We start from the raw sequence: 24,524 nt of genomic DNA on the forward strand, positions 1-24,524 counted from the left end.
GCATAGAGCGTGACAAATCCGGTCCTACGCATTTCCGAACCAACGTCTGGGCTGAAGTAGGGACTTATCTCATTTTGATTTCACGAGATGCCCGCATCACCAGTTTTTCAGGAATACGACCATGGGACATTGGCTCTCATAGATGGTGAAAGGAAGTGGGCCGAAGTACGTGCACGAGCTGAAATACTGCGTCCCGGAGAAGCTGCCGCTGAACGCGTAGCTCACGCGCAGATAGGGAAACCCGGCCAACAGAATGACAACCGCCAAGGGCGCAAGCATGATCACGCCCTTGGGCGGCACAAGGCCTTGTATGAGGTACCAAGCAACCTTCCACCCAAGACCATTTGACGGTCGCCGCATGCGCCCGCGCCATGTCACGCGGCTCCAGTTCCAAAAAATGCGGATCTGCACGGGCAGCAAAAACCGTTTGTTGCCGTACATGGTGTTGATACCCACCAGCCAGCGCCATGGCCATATCGCGAACACAGGCACTTTTTTCGCCAGAATGGGCTTCAAATTGCCATAGAAGATGATCTGCAGATCCGTATCCATCCGCCGGATTTGATCTGGATGCATCAGCGGCTCGCGCGCACGCGATATGCTCTCTCGCGGCCCTTCATCGCCTAGACTAAAGCTTGAAGAATTGGCGGTGAAACCACCAAGCGCTTTGGAGATCCATTCCAGTGTGGTTTGTGAACGCACACCGCCGAGGAACTGCTTGATGAACGATTCAGACATAATCGTCGCCAAAGCTTCTTTGCCATAGACCCGAAGAATGTCTTCGAGGTCCTGCGTCACCATAATGCACTTCACGCCATACGAGCGCAAAAGGGTCAACGTTTCCGGTAGTTTTCGGAAGGGTGAATTGCAAAACTCATCCAAAACAAACGTCACCGGGACATTGTTTCTAAATCGAACCAAGCGATCAGCGGCATACCACTGCATCAATCCCGCCCAAGGCCCAAGCGCAACTTGCGCGCTGAAATCTACGGCCAGAAAACATGTTGTACGGAACTGAGGGCTTTTAAGCTCTGAAAAACAAAACGTGGATTTTGACGTGATATAGGCCAACACATTACCAGGGCCGTAAGGATCGAGAGCCTGCATCGCCCCAACACGAAAATTCTCATAGTTGTTTGCTTCTTTGTCGTCACCAAACGCGGCTCGATGCAGTTTTTCTGCCATGGCCATGATTTCGCCGTTGTACAGCGTGCATTGCGCGGCCTGCATCAGCAAATCATTGAGAAACATCTCATCCATCAAGGCACGGTAGACCGACGACAGATTGCGCTGCGCCTGCGGCAGTGCGACGACAACTGAAACAATAATCGTGATGATTTGCCCTCGCGAGCCAACGCGAAAATACTTGTTTGGACCCTCACTTGGAGGCTCTGGGTAGAGCTGCTCTGCCATATCGCGCGCAAAAATGAGCAGCCGCTTGTTGTGTTCTTTGAACAGCTCAAAAGCAAAATCCAGAGGATTTACGCAATCGGTATTGGGACTGAGCGGGTCGAGCAGAACGATTTTCTGGCGCAAGAAATGCTTACGAAACCACGCCGTCATTTCATAAAGTTCACGCTTGGTATCATTGACCAAACATGATGACCGCGTGCTGAACAGGATCAGAACGACACACGCGACAGATTTTGCAGAACCAGCTGGGCCGATGATCAGATGTGTCGTCTCTGTCCATAGCCAAAGCGCGGTTTTACCCAAGATGCCAGAAAACCGGGCATCAGGGCGTCTTTTGTCTAAACCGGCCTCGCGCGCTTCTTTAGGCGACAACCATGCCGCATCACCCTTGGAGGCATCGCCGCGAACAGCGCGCAGCCAAAGCGCAAACTTTATCCCGCGCCGTCCAAGCTCAGCTGACATGCGCAAAGCCACCATGCCCGCGAGTAACAAGGCCAACCAAGACGCTGCCTGTTGTTGCGGGAAATCAATTGGCAGCCTGTAAGCATGCACAGATGCGTAAACGGCGGCGCAAAAAAGCACCGCCGCTACAAAGAGGCTATAGGTTTTTTCGTCCTTTTTCATGACGCGACACTCGGCCAGACACACAGCCCGAGCAGGGAGCGGCGTTCCTTTCGGCTTAGTCCCAACCGTTCCAGGACTGTCTTGTCCGGCTTGAGATCCGTCAACCGAAGGTGTGCATCCATCTCAGCGATATTGATGATCATCGCCTGCCCGCCGTCGCCATCAACATGCAGATAACAATACGCCCCGAGCAGATCGTCAGGTTTAAGGAGTGACTCATACCGGTGACCGGTATGCACGGTCATGTCCCTGATCGGCTCAATGTGGAATATCGTGAACGAGGACGCCGCATGATCCATGTCGCGCAATCGATCTAAAAGCCGCTCCTGATCCGGCTTTAAAGGATTTAGTGGATCGCGTTTTTGTGGATCTGACACGCGGATAGCGTCCGCACCAACTACGTCAGTTGGTTCGCTGCATGAATTCTGCGGTGTTTGGGGCTTCAGCGCCCAATACGCCAAACCAAAAGACAAGGCAGAGCCGCTCAGGCTCAAAAACGCCGCAAAGCAAAGCACGCCAAGCGCGCCGTTGGGAGGAAAGAGTTTCATCACATTGCACCTCATGTTGAGTGTTGGTGCAGCGATAAGATGACACGAACCGTTGTGCCGTGGGCGGAAGATGGACGCGGGCGCTATGAAGCGCCCGTGCCACGCAGGTTAAACGGTTGTGGTTTCGACAAACTCGAAGAAGTTGTCGTGGCCCAAGTTTGCGTCGATTATCCGCTGTGGCTGAGATGACACAAGCGTAATCCACAGCAACCTGTACCGTGCCAAAACCGCTTGATGTGGACGTTGTTTCGGAGGCCGGGTTGCATTTTCAATCAGGCGGCTGATCCACCTGCAATCAATTCCCGCCTCATTGTCATAAATCAACCTGCCGTGTCGGTCCAAGCTTTGTACACGCTCCAGCTCGTCAGGTGTCAAGCGAGGGCCAAAATGAAGCTCAATTTCCCATGGATCGAGGTCATACACGCGGCCATCCGGCCACGCATAAACCCCTCCGCCTTCAAACTGAAAAGAGTCCGCCTCATCGATTAGGTGTCCCGTGACTTTGCGCCTTGACCAGCCCTTGTCACGCAAGGTGCGGGCCAAAAACACGGTCACTCGCTTGAATTTTAGCTCGTGGTCATACGGCACACGGACCGCGCCATCGTTTGTGTAAAGTGGGACGGCCTCAAACGCCGCCTTTTTTGACTTTCCCAAGATTCTCTCCATTGAGTTGGAGAGGTGCGCACCTCAGTTGAATTGCGTTAACTTTTCACAGTGTCGGCGTTGTGCACTGTGAATGCGTCTCGCAATCGGCGCGCAAACGAACTATTTCCCTCTTCAACATCAATCCAACATGGGAGCGAACGACTTGGCGTCTAAGCTTTTGAAGTCTTTAGAACCTTTGGCCATGATCGAAATCAGTCACAGCCAGAGACTACTAATCAAGACAAGACTATTGGCCTTTCGAGAAAACACATGGGTTGGTTCGCGAAAAATTTCGTGGACGAATATTGCTACAAAAATCTCTTCGCTACCCGCTGCCCCCAATATTTCCACCGACGATAGAACAGAGTTGGAAAGGAGGTTTCAATTTTATTCATCCCATCAAAAGAAACGAGGTCAATTAGCGAACGAGAAGGAGAGCCTCGAGTTCCAAGTAGGTAAGGATTCATTGATCCGTTGGTATGCAGGACAGCCATCGCGGGCGAAAAAACCCTCTGACAAGATTCAGAACATTCAAATCACAAGTGGCGGGTTCGTGCCTGGGCCAGAGATAGTCGCCGCGATCCGGGATTTTCTAACCGTTGAGGGATACATCGCGAAACATGAGCTAGAAACCGCCAATGTCTCACCAGCCTTTGCGTTAGCAGTTCAAGAGTTTCTATTGGGAGACAAAACCAAAAGCGATACTGCGAACCAAGTTCGATTATTTGACAACGAATATTTAAGCTATGAACGGCAGGCAAACTTCCTCGTCGAAAGCAGAATGATATTTGACGATCTACCTTCTGTTGATTTGGTATCAGTTGTTCACGAAACCACGGTTGTTGAATTAGCAGTGTCCGAGTCATTTGACGCAGGACTTAAAAGGCTTTTATCTTTGCGAAATCACAAACGTGCTGACGTTTGTTATGGTGTATGCACTTCGAATTCCCTTCCGGCGGTTTTGGTTTTTTGGCAGGGGAATAAGAAAAAAAGTGACGAGGGATCGATCACTTACCTTGCAGAATGCACGACAAGCAACGACCGCGTATCCTCACTAAAATCCTTGCAAATTGGTGCGCAACTCGATCAGTACAAAAAGTTTGTGACTATAAATATGAAATATATATTTGACTTTTTTGACCTAATAGATGAAAATATGGGCAATAGATTAAAAATTAATCAGTTTTACGGTAACGAAATGAAATTTAACGAAGCCTCCGAAGCAGATGGAGGTCAAAAATTATATGACGAAGTGAAGCGTATTGCCCAAGCGCCCTTAGAAGACTTGCATAACGGAGTCGACTTTCAGGCACCGGCTAGAATGATTGAAGCAGGGTGTGAAGTGAACCACTTTTGTCAGGATGACGGACAAAGTACACTTCACGTGATTGCTGCCAATGGCCTAAGAGAGTCTTTAACCGCAATTATTTCGAACCCGAGTTTGAATTACTTGGTCGTCGATGATGAGGGCAAGCTACCTTCAGCTCGTGCATTTGAATGTGGCGCTACATCGATGGGTATTCTTCTTACAAAAAAAGAGGCTAAGCAGGCGTTTAGCCAAAAAACTGACATACGCGGTATTTTGGTCCCCGATGAAAACGCGCCATGAGAAAGCATGATCTAAGGGAATATTGAATAAACCCTGTCGCTCTTATCAAAAAAACCCATCGCCATCGTATTCTCAAATAGCCGAGATCTATCAACCAGTCCATCTAGGCTTACGTTGTTTGACAGTATTTGATCTTGAATATGGCTGCCCATGCCTGACCAAACGATATTAAAACACTGTTCCATGCTGTTGCAAACTTCATGGATTTCTGGTGTCAACGGATGCTCTCGCAAAAGTGGAGAATCCAATGCAGATGGGATTCTCGAGAACGGATAGGGATGCTCTCCGCTGAGAACACAGTTTCTAGCATAAGGATCCATGCCTAGCAGAAGTTCGAACAGATCAAAGCGACCTACGCTACATCGCTGGAATTGGACAACCAACTCGGCGAGTAAGAAAGTGAAACATGCCCCAAATATAACAGCGCGCCGCTCAAAACCATCAAGCCTGTTCGCATCAATGTATCGAAGCACACACATTAACCCATCAACATCAGCTTCAGTCTCAAGAGGCTGCGTTGTTAAAAATTCCGGTCCGGCAACTGCGGTAAACGGCAATTGATCTACCTCGAAGATTTTGAGCAATTCATCATGTGCGTGATACATTTCCGCCAATGTCCTATTCACGACGCCAATATCTCTGGCCAAAATATGTTCATTATAAATATGAGAAAACTCATGGCCTGTCAGAAAGCAGAATAGACCACGCATGGCGTAAAAATGCAGTCTTTGATTGTAGTCGCGTTGCCCAATGTTGGCTGGGTCAAACATCGTCTTCGCTCGTTTTGCCACTCCTTCAAAATCACTTCCAATGCTATCAAGTAGCTTTTGTTTGAAGCGCCACTTCTCAAATGCGCCAGGCTTGAACGCGTGTCGAAATTCGTTCTCCATCGAAATGGGGTTTATTTTCCCTGTGAATACTCCACCTATTCGTTCAAAAAATTCCCCTGCTCCGACTGCTTCGGCAACCTTTACAAATTTCATCGGTAGATCATCGGGCAAATCGTACATTGCTTCACCAAATCCAGAGATGTCAAAGTAGGGCATCGCAACCTGGATGAGCGACGGGGCCAGCCCAAGCACCCCCTCGTCTAGAAATACTACTGGATCGTTTGACTGGCTTAAAAACGCGACCCCGTTGACATGACAAAACGGGAGTGAAGCGACTGTAATTTCGAGCGGCTTACATCCATTTCTCTCAGCGAAATATTGGTGGCATAAGAACTCTAAATTTACAAAACGGTGAAGAAAGTTAGTTCGGTTATAGGGCGTTATGCCGTACTCAACTAAGCGACGCGAAATAGAGGCAGCATCTGTCCAGGCAAACTCTGGTATAAAATCGTCAATGTTGTCGTCGTTCATGCCAAGTTCTTTGGGATCACTAGGTAAATCTCTTTGCGATCTCTCCAAAGCGGCATATTCCAGTGGGTTCAAACCCATCGCCTTAATTGCACGCTCTTGGATCCCAGAAATTGTCTCAAACAAAAGTGTCATTTCCACCCCCGACAATCAGTGCGACGCTGCGTCACACCAGGTCATTGCTCTAAAATCTAACAAGATTATCGAACTTAGATAGAGATTTTCGTCGGCAAAGTTCATCGTTCTTCGTTATGTTGATTATTTTCAGGTGAACCAACGTGACGGCAACAAGCGTTCAGCGTACTCATTGCCTTGCCTTACTCTAGCCCATGATCAACAGCAGTCCGTGCGCTGCACTCGGACTGCGCATTTAGCGTTTAGTTTGACTGTCTCCGACTGAAAGCAAGCGTACCCAAGTGAATACATGTGTGTATGACGCATGCTTTTTTGACAATTTCCCTTTGATTACCTATAGTTAATGAGGAAGTGATACATGAGTAATAGTGGCAAAAACGAAACCGGACGCTTATTCGACGATCTCCAACGTGAGATCGCTGGGCTTGATGTTGGGCGGCAAACGCGGTTTTTCGTTGATGGCGGATCAGATCCGGATGGATCGAAACGCGAAAAGTCTGACCGGGCTGTGACGCGTGCCCTGACCGCGCTTGAGCGCCTGCTAAGTCAAGACGCAGAATACGCGCAGCTTTATCATGAAGTCCGTGATGACGTCGCCCGGATCGAGATGGTTGTGACCAACGAATTAATGGCGGCGCAAGGTAAGGCGATGGCCGAGGCGGCAACCGTCTTTGACATGCGCAATCGCGCGGGCACGCTGCCCGACGGCACAGTTGTGTTCCGCAGCGCCGAGACAGGTGAGGTGTTCACCGAAGACGGCAAAGCACTCGCGGCCGGTGATGAAGAAGATGTTACATGGAAAAAAGATTCCCCAAGCTGGGAAGACTACAGCGCCGCTGTCGACCGCACGGACGCCGCACAGCAACGCGTGCGCGATCTCCAAACCTATCAAGCCGAGGTGCTACAGCCCGCACGGGATAAGCTGGAAGATCAGGATAATCCACCAACCGAACAAGAGTTAGAAGATATCAAACGCGATATCTTTGAGCGCGCGCCAGACGGACTTAACGTGAGTGCAGAGCCACCCGTCGCGGAGCTCGCAGACAGCTCTCCTATTCCAACGAGTACCGTTGCCAAACCAAGTGTTTGATCCGCGCACCAATCAATCTGAAAATGTGAAGCTGCCACAGTTTTTCTCAATCGTCGCCAAAATCGTGATTGCTGGATGATAGCTAGGGAACTTCTCAATATTAGAGCGTAAAGAGGCGTTCCGTTTGTTTCTGAGGGCGTTGTCTTTGAAGTACCAGTTGTTCAGACACTCTGCACCATTGCCTGCGTTTTGGCTGGCTATGAATCCTGCCATCGTCACGGACGTTTGAATATACGAATCCTGCTGCGCTTGTGTCCACTGCAAGAACGTGGTGCCGTTGAAGTCCTCGGCGTGTGCTGTCATCGGCAGCATTGCGAGCGCTAAAATGGCACTCAATCTGCCCACAGGAATTTTAGCTCTGAAACGCACTGCCCGTTGTTGATGGGGTGTGCTTAAGCCACTGTATTTCAGGAGTTTCATAAGGGATCGGTTGTGACCAAGATGTTATTTTACAAGTTTGCGCAGGTCCACTATTTTCAAGGCAAGGCAAATCAACACTTTGAGCGGACTGGCGCGCCTCAAGGCGGTTGCTCTAAGCGCCAATCAAAAGGGATCCTTTTTGACCGCGCGCAAAGGCAACGCTGATGCCAGTTACTCCCCCAATCCTGACATCGCGACGTATCGGGTATGCGCGGGTTTCCACAGAAGATCAGAAACTTGATCTACAAAAAGACGCGCTGGAAAAAGCCAGCTGCGATTTGATCTTCGAAGATCATGGGGTTTCTGGCGCGAAATCCACACGTCCGGGATTGGATGCCATGCTGGAGCAGTTGCGCGCCGGTGATACGGTCGTTGTGTTTAAACTGGATCGCCTTGGACGCTCCGTCGTCCATCTTGCGGATCTTCTGGTGCTGTTTCAGGGGCAGGGCATTCATTTCCACTCTCTGTCTGAGGCGATCAATACGGCCTCACCCAGCGGGAAACTGATTTTTCACATCATCAGCGCTGTCGCCGAGTTTCAACGCGACCTGATTATCGAGAACACCTGCGCTGGCCTGAGGGCCGCCAAACGGCGCGGACAACATCTGGGAAGACCGTTTTTGCTTGATGCAGAGGCTATATACACAGCCCATACAAAAGCGGCTGCAAAAGGTATGAGCATGGGCGGGCTGGCCTCTGAGCTTGGCGTATCGGTATCAACTCTGCGCCGTGCCTTCGCCAGGTTCGGCCTTGCCGGTCTGAGGGCCTGACTATGATATCCCGCACGACATGACGATTTACACCATGCACAGAAAGGCGTGAGCCATGGCACAACGCGACGCTCTTGAAGTGGTCTACTCCTGCGCCGCGTGCCAATCGGAGGCCGCCAAGATCGTGCTGTTTGTCTCAACCGAGCTGCCCCAGGCATACGCGGGTCAAGCGTTGAAACGCTCATTCGCGACCTTGATCAGTGCCGATGTCTGCGGAAAAGTCAGCATATCTGTACCGCGCGCGAGCTATAACACGACGGCCGCAACACTCATGCGCGCCGTATCAGGCACAGATGCGATGGCCGGTGCAAAGTATACCCGAAGTTTCTGCCCCACATGTCAGCTCTGTTATTGTGAAGAACACTGGAGAATTGCCGAGCATGTTGAGAGCGGCGGATGGTACGATAAAACCATCGGAACATGCCCCAAAGGCCATCGTCATATTCTCGATGATTAAGCTATCGTGAGCGTGCCCACGTGCCGAGTAAACTGCCGCGAAAATTCGCACTCATTCCTGGCGCACGGGTATGCAGCGTCGTGGAACGCCGGGTAGCAAAATGATCGCGACCCACAACGCGTTGATACAGATCATGTTAGAGCGTCAATTTCGAGGATAGCATCGCTGCACCAACAACATAATTTTAAGGTGTTTGATGCGTATTACATATATTCTAGCTAGCATGTGCTGTTTTTTGTTCATTGGAAATCCAACGGTGGCAAAGGATGCTATTGTTGCTGACGCCCGAATTGCAGAAGAAGTCTTTCACGGTGGCGGTTGCAGAAAAAGTTCGCCTCCCGGTCAATGCTGTCATGCGGGATCGAAGCCGTACCATTGTCACTAACTCAATCGCGGATGGTGAGCGAGCTAGCGGCAGTATCAACGATAAAACCAAAGCAAGCCATGTAAAACGGAAACATCGAAAAAAGATGTCCGCAAGATGTGTATTTGGGTGCCCAAATACATCTTGTCTCACTCGCCTGCGGCTCTCTCGGCAAGGGTGCGTGCCGCCCCCTGTGCAACCCCCTGCTGTTGGTGCAGATATCGCATCGAGCGCATATCAGCACCATAAAAACGTCTTAGCGTTTCATCCCGCACAAAGGAGACTTCGCTCTCCTTTGCAAACCATCGACCATATCATGGAGACTAAGGAAGGGCGCATTTAGGCTGCCCTTCCTTAGCATTTTCCAGCTAATTTTGGCCGCGACTAAAGCCCGAGATCCCTCATTGGCATAGCAGACCTACGTTAGACTGCGGCTTAAATTACGCGTACGGCAACCGTTTCTCTGTCAACAGGTAACCATCGTCAACAGGTAACCATCTCGCTCGGCACTGGATCAGCACGCAGCGCTTCAATGCTTTCCTCCAAAAAAATGTATGTGCCTAGTTGGCTCCTGAGAGCAATCAAGCTTTCCAGCACGTTGGAACGCAAACCAAGCGTCATGTGCTCGTGTGGAGGCGCGCACCTAATGTCTGAAACTTTGGCAACAATTCTGAGATATGGCACATTAAGGAAGACGTCCGTTCCCAAAATTCTAGTCGGATCAGACTTTAAACTGAACGCGTGCGCCAACACTTCAGCGGCGTCTTGATACCGTCCCAACCGCTCGAGGCTTTCTACAGCAAAGCTGGCTGCCTCAAAGATTGCTTCATCGCTTAAGCTTTGAAACTGGGCGGTGGAACTATAGTGATGCTTCGCCAACTCAACCGACAAATTGCGTTCTCCTGCCGCCATATAGGCTTTAGTAGCTAATTTAGACGTTTTTCCATGGAATCCATTTGGGTTCTGACCTGCGAAGAGCGCAGTGTTCGACGCGCTACGTGACAATTGCGCTGCTTGGACGTAACGGCCAGCGTCAAAGTTGATCTCTGCAGTCGCGAACATGGCTTTAGCTGCTTCGAAGTGGTCACTCCCGTACTGCTCTCTGATTGCGGTCAGCGCATTCTCGGCTAAACGTAAAGCCGCTTCACTGTTCCCCTCAGCAAAAAGAACCCGCGCTTCAAGCAAATCAAAACGTGCACGGTTCTCATCCAAAAATGTAGTCTTGTTCGAGGTTGCTTGGCTCAGTTCGGAAAATACTGTCCTGGCGTTTTTTACCTTTCCTATCTTCAGACCAGAAAGTATCGAAACCTCAGCGGCGCTCAACAGCCCTTGCTTAGGAATTGGATCGGCAGCCATTTCACCAAACAGCGCAGTTGCGTAACGATATGCCGCCGTGTGGTAACCAATTTCAAAAGCGAGGTTACTGTAGAGTGCTAAAAATAAAGCGTTCATTGGAAGTCTTTTATCGCCTCTATCGAGGAAGTACCTGGCCATGTTCAAATTTCCAAGCCATCCTTCAATATGAGCTGCATAATAATAAGCTAGTGCATAACTATCAGGCGACGGCGTTCTCTTAGCAACTAAAGTTAGCTCCCCGACAGCACCTGCTGCATCATTTGTACTCTCATAGTTTTCCAAAATAGTCGCGATCTCAGGTGATATCTCGTGGAGCTGAACAGGTGAACTATCTGAGTCTCCAAAATTACATTCAATGGCAACGTCACCAGTTGTGTCTACGTTAGGACTACAGTCACCTGAACTGCTCTGATCTGCTGCGGCAAACGACACCAATGAGCCGTACAAAATGACGCTAGCAAGAAAACGCAACATCGCCTCCTGCAGTAATGTTAGGACTACATTTGCCCTCTGATTCTTGTTCAACAACGCCTCTTTTACCATCATCAGCGTTAACGGTTAAGCTATCGAACCAGAAGGCAGAAGCGATAGCAGCCGTCGCTACAACTGCAAAGAAAGCGATTACGTGTTTAAATCGCGCAAGGTAAGGAACTGTTTCGTCCCGTTGCATAAAATGACCTCAACTAAATTCGAATGTTTGCAGCTTGCTTTAGCAAGTTTCACTTTTCAACGGTCAAGATGATCTGCATCATAGTTTTTTGCCGTGGCGTGAAATTTTATACCTTGAGCTCAGGGTAGGTGCTGTTTGCTGCGGTGTCGGTTGTGGCCCAACCAATTCAAATTTTCAATGATCGCAGCAAACAGTACCTACAGTCATTCAAGGTTTTTCATATAGCCAGATACAAAGCCGTCATCTTGTCCTTTGGGAACGAATTTCTCCGGCTTGTCTAAAACCCAATGGGTTGTCGCGATGAGCTTGGCAGATTTACCATCGCTGAAAATCACGCGCGGCCTGTGCTCGGGAACTGCTCTCTTAAACGCAGCCCCCGCATCAACTGCGGTTGTGAAAGTTTCTGTTACGTCGATATGAGCATAAGACAGCGTGTACGTTCCATTCATCAGGAAAGTATTGTGGCATAATTGCTGACCTATTTCAAAATTTCGCGTGTCCCGAATACTCAATACACACAAACGCATGCTGGGAAACATCATGAACGTGTCAGCGGGACTGTTTTGATTTGAGGCTCTTAGTTACCCAACTTTATTGGCAAGACTTGTAGTTCGGATCCCAACTGTGCAATTTATGCGCGCCTTCGCGGTGCTCAGGCCGGGCCCGCGTGAACCAAGCCGCCCATCGCTGCGCTCAGCGTCTTGGCCATTCGGCTTTGGTCCCTCGCGCAAATAAAGTCTTGGGACTGCCGCCCCTGGCGCACTTCATAAAAAACAGATCGAAGAGAAGCTTGCTTTGACGGTTTCCCGCGCCCCCAAAAGGCGCGTGACCCTCCGACAAAGACAGAGCTTCTTTCGCCGGTTTTTCCTTCCGTTTGCACCCCCGCTTCTCGCCGAAGGGCAAGGGTTGCATGCGCAACCCCTAAACCCAAGGAAGGAAACAGGACAATGCAAAACAACCAAATCATACACGGCGATGCCGCCGCAGTTTTAAAAACCATCGAAGAGGGCAGTATTGATCTGGTGATCACCGATCCGCCGTATCTGGTGAACTACAAAGACCGCCAAGGCCGCAGCTTGCAGAACGACAATAATCCGGGCGGTGTGTTGCCGGTGTTTGAGCCGATGGCGCGAGCAATGAAGCAAAATAGTTATGCGATTTGCTTCTCTGGCTGGTCAGCATTGCCCCAATTCACGCAAGCATGGGAGGCGGCAGGGCTTAAGATCGTCAGTGAGATTGTCTGGAGCAAGAAATACACATCGCGGCGCGGCTTTACGCAGTACCGCCATGAAAGCGCCTATGTCTTGGCGAAAGGCAATCCGGCAAAGCCTGTGCGTCCGATGAGTAGCGTGCAAGGCTGGGTCTATTCCGGCAATAAACGCCACCCCACGGAAAAAGCCGTAGAAATACTTGCGCCGCTCGTTCGGTGTTTCTCAAGACCGGGCGATTTGGTGTGTGATCCGTTCTCAGGCTCAGGCTCTACATCGGTTGCGGCGGTCTTGAATGGCCGGGACTATCTGGGGATTGAACTGGAAAAAGCGCACTGCGACACCGCGCGCGCGCGTTTGGCGGGGGCGCAGCGGTATCGTTCAGAACAAGCCACCCAAAACCAAAAGGTGGCGGCATGACCTATCAAAACGAACAACTTGGATTTGATGCGTTGCTGGACACAGCAGCGCAGGACAACAAGCGCCTCAAGTTTGAACAGGAAACGCAGCATTTGCCCGCGCTGGCATCGGAGGCCTTCGCGTATCATCGCCAGCAGATCAAAGAGCATCACGCGGCCATGCTGGACAACGATTTTGAGGCGGCAATCGAGATCCGCAAAGAGGCGCATTTGTTGGCGTTCAAGCTCAACAATGGCGAGCCGGGCATTCTTGCGGGTGAAACAGCACCGGGATGCGTGCTTGCCGCGCAGTGCGCCGCATCGCCCGGCGCGGTGCCGCTGTGGGGTCAGAACGGGCGCTTTGAAATCACGCTGGAAACGGCGGATACGCCATTGATCGCGCAGATCGACGTCAAGGGCATGTTTGGCATTGGCGGAGCGTCGATGCCCTATGTCGGGTTTTCTGCCCGCGCGGTTGATCCGCTGCGGCCTTTTATCAGCGAAACAGGCTATCGCAGTTTTCTGGGGTGCTCTGTGCCACCTCAGAAAGACCTCACCGTTGACGGGTTTGTCCGCAAGATCATTGCCGCGCATGTTCAGCAGGTCTTAAGGGGGCGGCTTGTGAGTGTTGATCCGCTTTACTTTAAGACATAGCGAGAGAACTTCCTGATATGGTAAATCATTCATTTTATTTGATAAATATCTCATTTTGTGGCATATATAGGATATTAATCCTACATTTGCGCCCGCATTTTGCCGCTGATCACGCTGTGATCCGCCCACGGCAAAGCTGCGGGCGCGTTTTTGTATCCATTCCCATTTCACAAAAAATCGCGCGGCTCTGGCTCTCGCCCCAGCCGCGCGGGAAAGATATTGCCATGACCTACGACCCAGAAAAATACCGTGCGAGCCTCGCACATAGAAATCTTCCGAAGGATCAGGAAGACGCAACCCTCGATGATCTATGGAGCATCTCACAAACCCTCGTAGATCGCGCCATTGCCAGACGTTATCCACATCTATCGGCGCAAAGTGTCTTACTGAGTGATCCCCTTGCACACCCAAATCAGGTAGACTGTGACCACAGCCCGCAGACAAAGGAGACGCCATGACCTCGGATCAAAACATACAGGGCGCGACCATCGCCGCCATCTATTGCCGGGTCTCTGGCACGCGCCAAGTCAAAAAGGGCGACGGCCTCGGCTCGCAGGAAGCGCGCTGCCGCGAATATGCCACCTATAAAGGCCACGAGGTTGCCGCCGTTTTCCGCGAAGAGGGCGTGTCGGGCGGCATTGCAGATCGCCCGGCCATGAAAGAGATGCTGGCGTGGCTGCGCAAACACCGCCACCAAAATCCGGTCGCCATTATTGACGACATCTCGCGTATCGCGCGCGGTGTCGAAGCACACTGGAAGCTGCGCGGTGCCATCGGCTCGGTGGGTGCAACACTGGAAAGCCCCTCCATTGAATTTGGCGATGACAGCGATAGCCAGCTGATCGAAAACATGCTGGCCAGCGTCTCACAGCACCACCGCCAGAAGAACGCGGAACAAGTCGTGCACCGCATGACCGCACGCCTTAAATCCGGGTATTACGCGTTCTGGGCACCCACGGGCTACACCTACGTGGCCGCAAAAGGACAGGGAAAGGTCCTTGAACGGGACGAGCCGCTGGCCAGCCTGATCCAGGAGGCCTTGGAAGGATTTGCAACCGGGCGCTTTGCCACGCAAGCGGAGGTTAAAAGGTTCCTCGAGCCACATCCGATTTTCTCACGTGACGCAAACGGGCACATTCACCCGCAGCGCATCAAGAACATGCTCACCAATCGCATTTATGCAGGATACTACGCGTACAAACCGTGGGGCGTGCCGCTGACCAAAGGCCGCCATCCAGCGATCATCTCACTGGCAACATACGAACGTATTCAGACACGCTTGGGCGCAGTCGCCCCGCGCCCCAACCAGACGGAGACAACGGATGAATTCCCATTGCGCGGCTTTGTCACCTGCGCCGCATGCGACAAACCTCTGACAGGGTATTGGGCGAAGGGGCGCAACAAGCGCTACGCGTATTATGAATGCTTCAACAAATCCTGCACCGAGTTCCGCAAGACCACGCCGCGTGACACGCTGGAGGGCGCGTTTGAAGCCTTGGTCAAGAACCTGCGTCCGTCCGCCGATATCATGGCCACCGTGGCCGAAATGTTCCGGGATATCTGGAATGATCGTACAGCAAAGCTGGGGAAGTCTAAAGTTGAGCAAAAGAAGGCCCTGAAAGCCCTGGACGCCAAGATTGGGAAACTCACGGACAGGCTCATTGAAACCGACAGCCCGGCGACTATCCGCGCTTACGAAGGCAAGTTGGAAAAGCTGGAGGCGCAAAAAGCCCTAATCTCTGAGAATCTTACAAAAGCCCCGACATCCGTATCGGACTTTGACACTGAATTCCGAACCGCGATGAATTTCCTCGCAAACCCTTGGAATCTTTGGGTTTCCAAACACCCAAAGGACCGTAAGACCCTTCTAAAACTGGTCTTTGCCAGCCCACTGCCATACGCACGAAAAAAAGGATTCCGAACCGCCAAAACCACCATACCCTTCAAGGTCTTAGGCGATCTTTCCGACCCTGAAAAAGAAATGGCGGAGAGACAGGGATTCGAACCCTGGGTGGGCTTGCACCCACAACGGTTTTCGAGACCGCCCCGTTCGACCACTCCGGCACCTCTCCGCGGGGGTCTGGTGCGGCGCGTGTAATTGGAATTTCATCTCCTTACAAGAGGGATCACGCCACTTGTTGCGCACACGGGAAATTTCATTGCTCCTTTGCGCAATTGTCCTAAGCTAAGAGGTCAGAACATGCAGGTTCCGAAAAAGGAGGTACAGATGACATCGATGATCCGGGCAGGGTTGCTGGTTTTGACGCTTTGCGCAGCCATTGTCACCATTGCGAAACCATCGGACGCCCAAAATACCGACCGGCTCGAAGCCTTTCTGAGCGCCACCGGGTTCGATGTCGCCTTGGAAAGCATGAAGCTGACCGCGAGCAGTGCGCCGGCCATGATCGGCGTTGAAGCCGAGAACTTCGGCCTGCAATGGACAGCGCTGGTGGCGGATATATTTGACGCGCAGAAAATGCACGACATGGCGATCGATATTTTGTCCCAGACGCTTGAGGACGATCTGATGATTCATGCCGTCGATTTCTACACGTCGGATTTGGGCGCGCGTCTTCTCGTGGTGGAAAACGCCTCGCATATGAAAGACGATGACGAACTGAAGGCAGAAAGCGGTCAGGCGATTGTCGCAGGGCTCGTTCAAATCGGTTCGCCCCGCCTGGAAGAGTTGAAGCGTCTCAATGACGCGGTCGGCTCCGAGGATGCATCCATTCATGCCATTCAGGAGGTGCAGGTACGCTTTTTGATGGCAGCGGCCGCAGCGGGGGTCATCGAGTTACGCATGGATGAGACGGACCTGCGTGAAAACCTCAAGCGGCAGGAAGGCGAGATGCGCCGGAACATGAAAGTGAACGGTCTTGCCGCGTCGGCCTATACGTATCAGTCGTTTTCGGATGATGAAATCAGTGCTTATGCGGCTGCGCTTGAGCACCCCAAGATGCAGAAGGTCTATGCTTTGATGAATGCTGTTCAGTTTGAAATCATGGCGGATCGTTACGAACAGATGGCGCTGGCGATGAGTGAATTGCGCCCAACTCAGGAGTTGTAAGCCATGCGTGCTGTGCTGCTCGCCGTTTGCCTGACGATCTGTGCATCCCCGCTTTGGGCAAATGCGCGCATGACCGTCTTGATGGATGTGCTGCGGATCACCGAAGTGGTTGGCATTTTGCGCGACGAAGGTTTCACTTATGCCGAAACGCTGGACAATGACATGCTGGACGGGCAGGGGGGCACGTTCTGGCAGGCGCAGGTTGATCAGATTTACGATGTTGAAATCATCACGGAACAAATCCGTCAGGCCCTTGAGCAGGGATTGACTGAGGTCGATGTCGATGCGGCCCTTGCGTTTTTCAGCACGGATGCCGCCACGCGTATCATTGATTTGGAAAATGCGGCCCGACGCGCGATGACGGACCCGGATGTGGAAGAGGCTGCACGAGACATGTTTCTGAGCCTTCAGGGCAGTGATGATCCGTTGTTTCAACAGGTGAGCCGCTATATCGAGGTGAACGATCTGTTGGAGCGCAACGTCTCAGGTGCCATGAGTTCCAATTACCAGTTCTACAAGGGTCTGGCTGATGGACACTACACAGATGAGATCGAAGAGGATATCCTCGCGGAAGTCTGGGCGCAGCAGGAAGACATCAGGGCAGACACAAATGAATGGCTGAACGGCTTTTTACTGTTGGCCTATCAACCCTTGCCACCACAGACCATGCAAAGATATGTCGCCTATGCAGAAACCCCGGAGGGACAAGCGTTGAATGCAGCACTGTTTGAGGGGTTCGAAACGGTTTACCGCGACATTTCCTATGCATTGGGGCGGGCTGTGGCGTTAAATGCCGAAGGGGATGAAATCTAGGCGGCTTTCGCTTGACAAGAGCCACGCGCCGGTGCAAACGACGGCTTCATCTTTAGGGGTCCGGTTCGCGGGTCTTTTTGCTATTTAACGTACATCCTTGCGAGGATGCGCAGTTCGAGGCGACCATAAGGTCACAACACCGTATAGACCGGGGGCCACAGAGCGCGATAAAGAAAAGGAAACACGATGTTTGCAGTCCTCAAGACTGGCGGCAAGCAGTATAAGGTTCAGGCGGGCGATATGCTGCGCGTCGAGAAACTGGCTGCTGATGCAGGTGAAACGGTTCAGTTCAACGAAGTTTTGATGCTTGGCGGTGATGACACTGTCGTAGGCGCACCCTTCGTCAAGGACGCGGGCGTTCAGGCCGAGGTTGTCGACCAGATCAAAGGCGAAAAGGTCATCAATTTCGTCAAGCGCCGCCGGAAGCACTCTTCCAAGCGCACCAAGGGCCACCGTCAGAAACTGACCTTGATCAAGGTCACCGACATTCTGGCATCCGGCGCAGATAAATCCGGTGTCAAAGCCGCAATGGGCGCGAGCTCCGTATCGCCCACAGCGGTTGCTGCCGCTGCACCAAAGGCCGTCAAGAAAGCCACGCCAGCAAAAGCCGAAAAGGCTGAAGCAGCGCCCGCGGCAGGTGCGGATGACCTGAAAAAGCTGTCCGGTGTTGGCCCGGCGCTTGAGAAAAAGCTGATCGAAGGCGGCGTGACCTCCTTTGCTCAAATCGCAGCATGGACCGAAGCGGACGTAGCTGCTATGGACGAGAAACTGTCATTCAAAGGCCGGATCGAGCGTGAAGGCTGGATCGAACAGGCCAAAGAACTGGCTAAAGGCTAAGGAGAGACCAAATGGCACATAAAAAAGCAGGTGGTTCATCCCGTAACGGTCGCGACTCAGCGGGTCGTCGTCTGGGCGTGAAAAAATACGGTGGTGAAGCGGTCATCCCCGGCAACATCATCGTGCGTCAGCGCGGGACAAAATTCTGGCCAGCGGCCGGTGTTGGCATGGGCAAGGATCACACGATCTTTGCAACCGTTGATGGTTCTGTGACTTTCCACAAGGGTCTCAAAAACCGCACGTTTATTTCGGTTCTGCCGGTGGCGGAGGCCGCTGAATAAGCCCTTCCTCAAGGACATGACACAATCAGGGGGATCGGCGTTACCGCCGGTCCCCTTTCTCATTTTCGTCACACAAAGCTGTTAGGCCCCACCGATGTCGAAATGCATCCATACCGACCGCTTGGTCCTGCGCCCACATCGGGCGGAGGACTGCGCGGCATTGGTCGCATTGATCGGCAACCACAAGGTGTCGCGCTGGCTGCCACGCGTACCGCATCCCTACACCGATGTTGATGCAAATACGTTCGTCAGCCGTGCGCGTAACGAAGATGAGGCGCTTGCCATCACGTTAGGTGACGATTTGATCGGTGGCTGTGGCATTGACGAGGAGCTTGGCTACTGGCTGGGCGTGCCTTATTGGGGCAAGGGGTATGCAACCGAAGTTGCGACCGCGCTGGTGGACCGTTACTTTTCCAAGACCAGCAATAGCTTGGCGTCGGGCCACCGCGTCGGGAACACCGCGTCTCGCAAGCTGCTGATCAGGCTTGGGTTCAAGGACACAACTCGTCAGTGGCACTTCAGTCAAACCGAGAAGGCGGACGTCGAAGTTCAGCATATGACGTTATCTGCCGGTAAATGGGGGGCGCAGGCATGAGCGTCGCCGTCACCAGTTTTGCTATTTTTGCCGCCTCTCAGGTTGGCACGCCGGGGCCTGCCAATATGGCGCTCCTGGCGACGGGCGCGCGGTATGGGTTTCGCGCAGCACTTCCTTTTGTGGTGGGTGTTGCCTTGGGCAAGCAGCTGGTGATCTGGCCCGTCGGTTTCGGCTTGATGGAGCTGGCGGATCGCGCCCCTTGGGTGTTTGAAACGCTGAAATATGCCTCCGCCGCTTATATCATCTGGCTGGCGTGGAAGGTGGCGAATATGCGCCTCAATACCACAGGGCAGGCTGCACAGGCTCCAGGTTTTGCGGCCGGTTTGATTGTGCACCCGCTTAACCCCAAGGCCTGGGCGATGATCGTCGGTGGTTTCACTGCATTTGTTGCCCCCGGCACGCCGACGCTTGAGGCCACAGCAACGATCGCTGCGGTATTACTGGCCTGTCAGATCGTCCTGCACCCGATCTGGGCGCTGGCAGGTGACGGGATTGCGCGCACCGTGGCAGGCACGGCGGGCGAACCTTATTTGATGTGGAGTTTGGCGGCTTTGACCGTCGCCTCGGTACTTTTCGTGTTGTTCGGAGGAGGAGCATAGCGATGGAAATGGAAAAGATTGCGATACAGGCCCTTGTAGAAACGGAGCGCTTTGATTTGCGCCCCTTGCGCCGGTCTGACATGGGGCTGATCGAGCTATATGGCGGGGACGAGCGGGTCGCGCGGATGACGACATCGATCCCGCACCCCGTGCCGCCAGGCATGATCGACGCCTATGTGTCGCGCGCCATGGCGGATAAGCGCGATCAGGACATCTGGGCCATTGACGGCTCTAAGGCGGACGCATCAGAGTTGATGGGGGTGATTTCGCTTGAACGCATCGAGCGGGAACAATCCGAGATAGAATACTGGGTCGCGCCGCCCTATTGGAACACAGGCCTTGCCTCCGAAGCGGTGCAGGCCCTGATTGACGCGAACCCGCATGAGGATAAAACATTCTTTGCCAGCGTGTTTCAGGACAATCCGGCCTCGGCGCGGGTTCTGACACATTGTGGTTTTGAATACCTTGGGGATGCGGAAAGTTTCAGTGTTGCGCGCGAGACAACCGTGCCAACCTGGACGTATTTGAAAAAACTGTAATTGAGGGGCGCGGCCCTTCAGGCTAGGAAGCTTGCATGAAATTTCTTGATCTGTGCAAAGTTTATATTCGATCCGGCGCGGGGGGCGGCGGTTGCGTCAGCTTCCGGCGTGAAAAATACATCGAATACGGTGGTCCTGATGGCGGTGATGGCGGCGGCGGCGGATCGGTCTGGGCCGAGGCGGTCGACGGGCTCAACACCCTGATTGATTTCCGTTATCAGCAGCATTTCTTTGCCAAGAACGGGCAGCCGGGGATGGGTCGGCAGCGCACGGGCAAAGACGGTGATGACATCGTTTTGCGCGTCCCCGTAGGCACCGAAATTCTGGACGAAGATCAGGAAACCGTGCTGTGCGATCTCACCGAGGTCGGTCAACGGGTGCAACTGGCGCGCGGTGGCAACGGTGGCTTTGGCAACCTGCATTTCAAGTCGTCGACGAACCAGGCACCGAGGCGCAGCAATCCGGGGCAGGACGGCGTGGAACGGACCTTGTGGTTGCGGCTGAAGCTGATTGCAGACGTGGGTCTGTTGGGCCTACCCAATGCAGGCAAGTCTACCTTTCTGGCTGCCACGTCCAATGCGCGGCCTAAGATCGCGGATTATCCGTTTACAACGCTGCATCCAAATCTTGGGGTCGTCGGTGTCGATAACGCCGAATTCGTCGTGGCCGATATTCCCGGTCTGATTGAGGGTGCATCACAGGGGCGCGGCCTTGGGGATCTTTTCCTTGGTCATATCGAGCGTTGTGCGGTTCTGTTGCATCTTGTGGACGGCACGTCGGAAACGCTTGTTGAAGATTATCACACGATCATTGGCGAACTCGAAGCATATGGCGTTGGCCTTGCCGACAAACCGCGCATCACTGTTCTGAATAAAATTGATGCGTTGGATGAAGATCAGCGCGCAAGTACAATGAAAGAATTAGAAAAAGCCAGCGGTGGCGATGTGATGGCGATGTCCGGTGTGGCCGGGGACGGTGTCACGGAAGTTCTGCGTAAACTGCGGGGCGAAATCAGTGACGAACGCCTGCGTCACAAACCCGTCGAGGAAAAAGAGCCATGGCGGCCCTGACTGACGCACAATGTCTGGTCGTCAAAATCGGTTCAGCCTTATTGGTGGACCGGGGTGCGGGCGGGTTGCGGCAGACGTGGCTGTCTTCGCTCGCGCAGGACGTTGCCTGGTTGACGACCCAAGGCGTCAAAGTCGTTCTTGTGTCGTCGGGCTCCATCGCCCTCGGGCGCGGCATTCTGAAATTGTCCGGCGCGGATCTGCCTCTGGAGCAGGCGCAGGCCGCGGCTGCAGTGGGTCAAATCCGGCTTGCCCGCGCATATGAAGAAGTCTTGGCGCCTCACGGGATCACCACAGGACAGGTTCTGATGACGCTGGATGACAGCTCGAACCGGCGGCGATATCTCAACAGCCGGGCCACGCTGAAACAACTGCTGAGCATGGGCGTCGTGCCGATCGTGAATGAAAATGACACGATTGCGACCGACGAAATCCGCTTTGGGGATAATGACCGACTGGCGGCGCAGATTGCGGTGACCGTTGGGGCGGATCAGCTTGTCTTGCTGTCGGATGTGGACGGGTTTTACTCGGCCAACCCACATATTGATCCGTCTGCGAAACGCTTCGATGAAATTGGAGAAATCACCGCCGAAATTGAAGATATGGCTGGCGATGCCGGATCAGGCCTTTCCAAAGGCGGCATGAAAACCAAACTCATGGCGGCCAAAATCGCAACCGCAGCCGGGTGCCGGATGGCCATTACGCAAGGCGAGGTGCTCAACCCGCTGCGGGCGCTGAACGAGGGCGCGGCGGCCACGTGGTTTCGGGCCGATACAGACCCACAGGCGGCCCGCAAAGGGTGGATCGCTGCCATGAAACCAAAGGGGAGCGTCAGCCTCGATCGTGGTGCGCTGGTCGCCTTGCGGTCCGGCAAAAGCCTTTTGCCTGCCGGCGTGTCTGATATCAGCGGTAGTTTTCAACGCGGCGACCCGGTGGCGATCACAGATGGGGCAGGGCATACTGTCGGGCATGGTTTGGTAAGATATACGGCCGATGAGGCTTTGAAGATAAAGGGGCGAAAGTCCAATGAGATTGAAGCGGTGCTGGGATATCCCGCGCGGGCAGCTTTGATCCACCGCGATGATATGGCATTAACGATCCAGAATGGCGATTGATGTGCTGCAACCAATGGAGGGTAAGCAAATGAAAGATATGGATAACGTGCCAGCCATGATGGTGGAAATTGGCCAGCGCGCCAAAGCTGCTGCTGCCACGCTCGGTTTTGCTTCGGCAGAGCGTAAGCACGCCGCCCTGATTTCAGCGGCAGAGCATATCTGGACACAGCGCGCCGCTATTCTTGAGGCCAACGAAAAGGATATCATCTATGGCCGCGAAAAGGGCCTGAGTGATGCTATGATGGATCGCCTTTTGCTGAATGAAGAGCGCCTGAGGGGGATCATAAACAGCCTGCGTTCCGTTGCCGAGCAGGCAGATCCCGTTGGCGAAGTGATCGCGGCCTGGGATCAACCGACGGGGCTGCATATTGAACGTGTGCGCACGCCACTGGGGGTCATTGGTGTCATCTACGAAAGTCGTCCCAATGTAACTGTCGATGCCGGTGCGCTGTGCCTAAAGGCGGGCAATGCCGTTATTCTGCGGGGCGGGTCAGAGAGCTTTCATTCCTCCAATGCCTTGCATGCCTGTCTGGTGCAGGGCCTCAGGGATGCGAACCTGCCAGAGGCGGCGATCCAGCTTGTTCCCACGCGCGACCGTGCCGCCGTCAGTGAGATGCTCACCATGGTCGACACGATTGATGTGATTGTCCCGCGTGGAGGCAAGGGGTTGGTTGGCCTTGTGCAGCGTGAAGCGCGTGTCCCTGTTTTCGCGCATCTGGAGGGGATCGTGCACATTTATATTGATGCGGCGGCGGATGCGGAAAAAGCGCTCAAGGTGGTATTGAACGCCAAAACGCGGCGTACGGGCATTTGTGGCGCAGCCGAATGCCTGCTGATCCATAAAGATGTGATGTCCACGATCGGCATGGATGTGATCAAGGAACTGATGCGGGCCGGTGTCGAAGTGCGCGGCGACGCAGCGATCTCTGCGATTGCCGGTGTACGCAAGGCCACGCCACAAGATTGGGGGCATGAATATCTCGATATGATCGTCGCCGCCCGTGTGGTTGACGACATCGATACGGCGCTTGCGCATATCCGGACCCATGGGTCAAACCACACCGATTGCATCCTGACAGAGGACGCGGGCGCTGCGCGTCGGTTCATGACCGAATTGGACTCAGCTATCGTGATGCACAATGCGTCCACGCAATTCGCAGATGGTGGCGAGTTTGGCATGGGTGCCGAAATTGGAATCGCGACCGGCAAGATGCATGCGCGCGGACCAGTTGGGGCTGCGCAGTTGACCAGTTTCAAATATCTGGTGACCGGTGACGGAACAATCCGCGCTTAAAACCGGAGCTTTATCTCGCTTTTGCCGATCTCCGTCACGGTCCGTCGATTCAAATCGCCCGCGATGAGCGGCAGCAAGGCAAACTGAACCTGTGCCGGGCGCAGATCGTCCGGCGCATCCTTGGTGGCAAGAATATCCCAAAGTGTTTGGTCAATGTTCAGCTTGTCTGCATGCCCATGCAGCAACCATTGCCCGTCATCCTGACTGATTTCGATGCGTCCGCCATAGGGCATTGCGGTTTCCACACAAAGCAGGGCCAAAAAGGCCAAGCGCACGTGAGATCTGGGTTGCGCGTCCATCGGACCCCAAGCCACATTGAGGCGTGAACCTTGCATCACATCTTTTATGATTGAAACGATCTCAGCGCGTCCCATCATCTGCTCGCCCGCAGCGCCGAATGCGACCCGGAAATACCGGATGCGTGCACTGGCATTGCCAACGCTTTCCTGAATAAGGTCCATCTCGGGTCCGGGCGCGCCACCGGACATGTCCAGCAGTTCCAGACCATTGTTGATTGCGCCGATTGGCGATATCAAGTCATGGCAGATGCGACTGCCGATCAAGGCACCAAGATTGATGTTGCTTTGGCCCATTATTT

24 protein-coding genes, 1 tRNA gene and 1 pseudogene are annotated in these 24,524 nt (G+C 53.3%); 17 read left to right on the forward strand and 9 right to left on the reverse strand.

Features of this window, described 5'->3' with window-relative positions; all coding sequences use genetic code 11:
- Positions 1-96: 96 nt before the first annotated feature.
- The 3 genes from RLO149_RS09120 to RLO149_RS09130 form a co-directional block, all read right to left on the reverse strand.
- Positions 97-1,887: a type IV secretory system conjugative DNA transfer family protein gene (locus RLO149_RS09120; RefSeq protein ID WP_217517514.1), complete on the reverse strand. Its 1,791-nt coding sequence runs from the start codon at positions 1,885-1,887 to the stop codon at positions 97-99.
- Between the two features lie 146 nt (positions 1,888-2,033).
- On the reverse strand, positions 2,034-2,588 hold the full coding sequence (locus RLO149_RS09125) for a hypothetical protein (protein ID WP_148264336.1): 555 nt from the start codon (positions 2,586-2,588) through the stop codon (positions 2,034-2,036).
- A gap of 105 nt (positions 2,589-2,693) precedes the next feature.
- Complete coding sequence (locus tag RLO149_RS09130; RefSeq protein ID WP_013961795.1) at positions 2,694-3,239, reverse strand: hypothetical protein; 546 nt, start codon at positions 3,237-3,239, stop codon at positions 2,694-2,696.
- A gap of 82 nt (positions 3,240-3,321) precedes the next feature.
- Here RLO149_RS09130 and RLO149_RS09135 point away from each other — a divergent pair, with 82 nt between their 5' ends.
- The gene (locus RLO149_RS09135) at positions 3,322-4,839 is read left to right on the forward strand and encodes a hypothetical protein (RefSeq protein ID WP_044025275.1); all 1,518 of its coding nucleotides are present in this window, start codon (positions 3,322-3,324) and stop codon (positions 4,837-4,839) included.
- Positions 4,840-4,850: 11 nt separating this feature from the next.
- On the opposite strand, the gene RLO149_RS09140 is transcribed toward RLO149_RS09135, so the two are convergent.
- Positions 4,851-6,332 (reverse strand): hypothetical protein, encoded by a 1,482-nt coding sequence (locus RLO149_RS09140; RefSeq protein WP_148264337.1) that lies wholly within the window; start codon positions 6,330-6,332, stop codon positions 4,851-4,853.
- 358 nt (positions 6,333-6,690) lie between these two features.
- On the opposite strand from RLO149_RS09140, the gene RLO149_RS09145 reads away from it, so the two are divergent.
- Entirely contained in the window at positions 6,691-7,422 is a 732-nt protein-coding gene (locus RLO149_RS09145; protein WP_013961798.1) for a hypothetical protein, read from the forward strand.
- Between the two features lie 12 nt (positions 7,423-7,434).
- On the opposite strand, the gene RLO149_RS09150 is transcribed toward RLO149_RS09145, so the two are convergent.
- The gene (locus RLO149_RS09150; protein ID WP_013961799.1) at positions 7,435-7,842 is read right to left on the reverse strand and encodes a hypothetical protein; all 408 of its coding nucleotides are present in this window, start codon (positions 7,840-7,842) and stop codon (positions 7,435-7,437) included.
- A gap of 164 nt (positions 7,843-8,006) precedes the next feature.
- Between RLO149_RS09150 and RLO149_RS09155 the strand changes: the two genes are divergently transcribed.
- Complete coding sequence (locus RLO149_RS09155) at positions 8,007-8,612, forward strand: recombinase family protein (protein ID WP_013961800.1); 606 nt, start codon at positions 8,007-8,009, stop codon at positions 8,610-8,612.
- A 55-nt stretch (positions 8,613-8,667) separates the two neighbouring features.
- A complete protein-coding gene (locus RLO149_RS09160; RefSeq protein ID WP_013961801.1) occupies positions 8,668-9,069 on the forward strand; it encodes a hypothetical protein in 402 nt (133 codons plus the stop codon).
- An 847-nt stretch (positions 9,070-9,916) separates the two neighbouring features.
- On the opposite strand, the gene RLO149_RS09165 is transcribed toward RLO149_RS09160, so the two are convergent.
- Together RLO149_RS09165 and RLO149_RS09170 are read right to left on the reverse strand one after the other, a co-directional pair.
- On the reverse strand, positions 9,917-11,314 hold the full coding sequence (locus RLO149_RS09165; RefSeq protein WP_158308146.1) for a tetratricopeptide repeat protein: 1,398 nt from the start codon (positions 11,312-11,314) through the stop codon (positions 9,917-9,919).
- Positions 11,315-11,662: 348 nt separating this feature from the next.
- Entirely contained in the window at positions 11,663-12,001 is a 339-nt protein-coding gene (locus RLO149_RS09170) for a hypothetical protein (protein ID WP_044025277.1), read from the reverse strand.
- Positions 12,002-12,406: 405 nt separating this feature from the next.
- On the opposite strand from RLO149_RS09170, the gene RLO149_RS09175 reads away from it, so the two are divergent.
- The 3 genes and pseudogenes from RLO149_RS09175 to RLO149_RS24485 all read left to right on the forward strand — a co-directional run.
- Positions 12,407-13,087 carry a DNA methyltransferase gene (locus tag RLO149_RS09175; protein WP_013961806.1) on the forward strand — a complete coding sequence of 227 codons (681 nt, stop codon included), beginning with the start codon at positions 12,407-12,409 and terminating at the stop codon, positions 13,085-13,087.
- The gene (locus tag RLO149_RS09180) at positions 13,084-13,719 is read left to right on the forward strand and encodes a hypothetical protein (protein WP_013961807.1); all 636 of its coding nucleotides are present in this window, start codon (positions 13,084-13,086) and stop codon (positions 13,717-13,719) included. Before RLO149_RS09175 ends, RLO149_RS09180 begins: the two co-directional genes overlap by 4 nt.
- A 454-nt stretch (positions 13,720-14,173) precedes the next feature.
- Positions 14,174-15,205 (forward strand): annotated as a pseudogene (locus RLO149_RS24485) (recombinase family protein); the annotation flags it as partial.
- 496 nt (positions 15,206-15,701) lie between these two features.
- Here the strand turns inward: RLO149_RS24485 and RLO149_RS09200 are convergent.
- Positions 15,702-15,791 (reverse strand) — tRNA-Ser (locus tag RLO149_RS09200).
- 155 nt (positions 15,792-15,946) lie between these two features.
- Between RLO149_RS09200 and RLO149_RS09205 the strand changes: the two genes are divergently transcribed.
- From RLO149_RS09205 to RLO149_RS09250, 10 genes are all read left to right on the forward strand, one after another.
- On the forward strand, positions 15,947-16,786 hold the full coding sequence (locus RLO149_RS09205) for a DUF2059 domain-containing protein (RefSeq protein WP_013961809.1): 840 nt from the start codon (positions 15,947-15,949) through the stop codon (positions 16,784-16,786).
- Between the two features lie 3 nt (positions 16,787-16,789).
- Positions 16,790-17,599, forward strand: a complete 810-nt coding sequence (locus tag RLO149_RS09210) for a DUF2059 domain-containing protein (RefSeq protein WP_013961810.1) — start codon at positions 16,790-16,792, stop codon at positions 17,597-17,599.
- A gap of 186 nt (positions 17,600-17,785) precedes the next feature.
- The gene (locus tag RLO149_RS09215) at positions 17,786-18,436 is read left to right on the forward strand and encodes a 50S ribosomal protein L21 (RefSeq protein WP_013961811.1); all 651 of its coding nucleotides are present in this window, start codon (positions 17,786-17,788) and stop codon (positions 18,434-18,436) included.
- An 11-nt stretch (positions 18,437-18,447) separates the two neighbouring features.
- Complete coding sequence (gene rpmA / locus RLO149_RS09220) at positions 18,448-18,717, forward strand: 50S ribosomal protein L27 (protein WP_013961812.1); 270 nt, start codon at positions 18,448-18,450, stop codon at positions 18,715-18,717.
- A 94-nt stretch (positions 18,718-18,811) separates the two neighbouring features.
- On the forward strand, positions 18,812-19,312 hold the full coding sequence (locus RLO149_RS09225; protein ID WP_013961813.1) for a GNAT family N-acetyltransferase: 501 nt from the start codon (positions 18,812-18,814) through the stop codon (positions 19,310-19,312).
- A complete protein-coding gene (locus RLO149_RS09230; protein WP_013961814.1) occupies positions 19,309-19,911 on the forward strand; it encodes a LysE family translocator in 603 nt (200 codons plus the stop codon). Before RLO149_RS09225 ends, RLO149_RS09230 begins: the two co-directional genes overlap by 4 nt.
- A 2-nt stretch (positions 19,912-19,913) precedes the next feature.
- Entirely contained in the window at positions 19,914-20,450 is a 537-nt protein-coding gene (locus tag RLO149_RS09235; RefSeq protein ID WP_013961815.1) for a GNAT family N-acetyltransferase, read from the forward strand.
- 35 nt (positions 20,451-20,485) lie between these two features.
- Entirely contained in the window at positions 20,486-21,520 is a 1,035-nt protein-coding gene (gene obgE / locus RLO149_RS09240; RefSeq protein ID WP_013961816.1) for a GTPase ObgE, read from the forward strand.
- Positions 21,508-22,632: a glutamate 5-kinase gene (gene proB, locus RLO149_RS09245; RefSeq protein ID WP_013961817.1), complete on the forward strand. Its 1,125-nt coding sequence runs from the start codon at positions 21,508-21,510 to the stop codon at positions 22,630-22,632. Before obgE ends, proB begins: the two co-directional genes overlap by 13 nt.
- A 28-nt stretch (positions 22,633-22,660) precedes the next feature.
- Positions 22,661-23,926: a glutamate-5-semialdehyde dehydrogenase gene (locus tag RLO149_RS09250; RefSeq protein ID WP_013961818.1), complete on the forward strand. Its 1,266-nt coding sequence runs from the start codon at positions 22,661-22,663 to the stop codon at positions 23,924-23,926.
- Here RLO149_RS09250 and RLO149_RS09255 read toward each other — a convergent pair.
- Complete coding sequence (locus RLO149_RS09255; RefSeq protein ID WP_013961819.1) at positions 23,923-24,519, reverse strand: histidine phosphotransferase family protein; 597 nt, start codon at positions 24,517-24,519, stop codon at positions 23,923-23,925. The two genes, RLO149_RS09250 and RLO149_RS09255, sit on opposite strands and share 4 nt — an antisense overlap.
- Between the last annotated feature and the right edge of the window lie 5 nt (positions 24,520-24,524).

It is taken from the genome of Roseobacter litoralis Och 149 (assembly GCF_000154785.2).
Classification (GTDB): Bacteria; Pseudomonadota; Alphaproteobacteria; order Rhodobacterales; family Rhodobacteraceae; genus Roseobacter; species Roseobacter litoralis.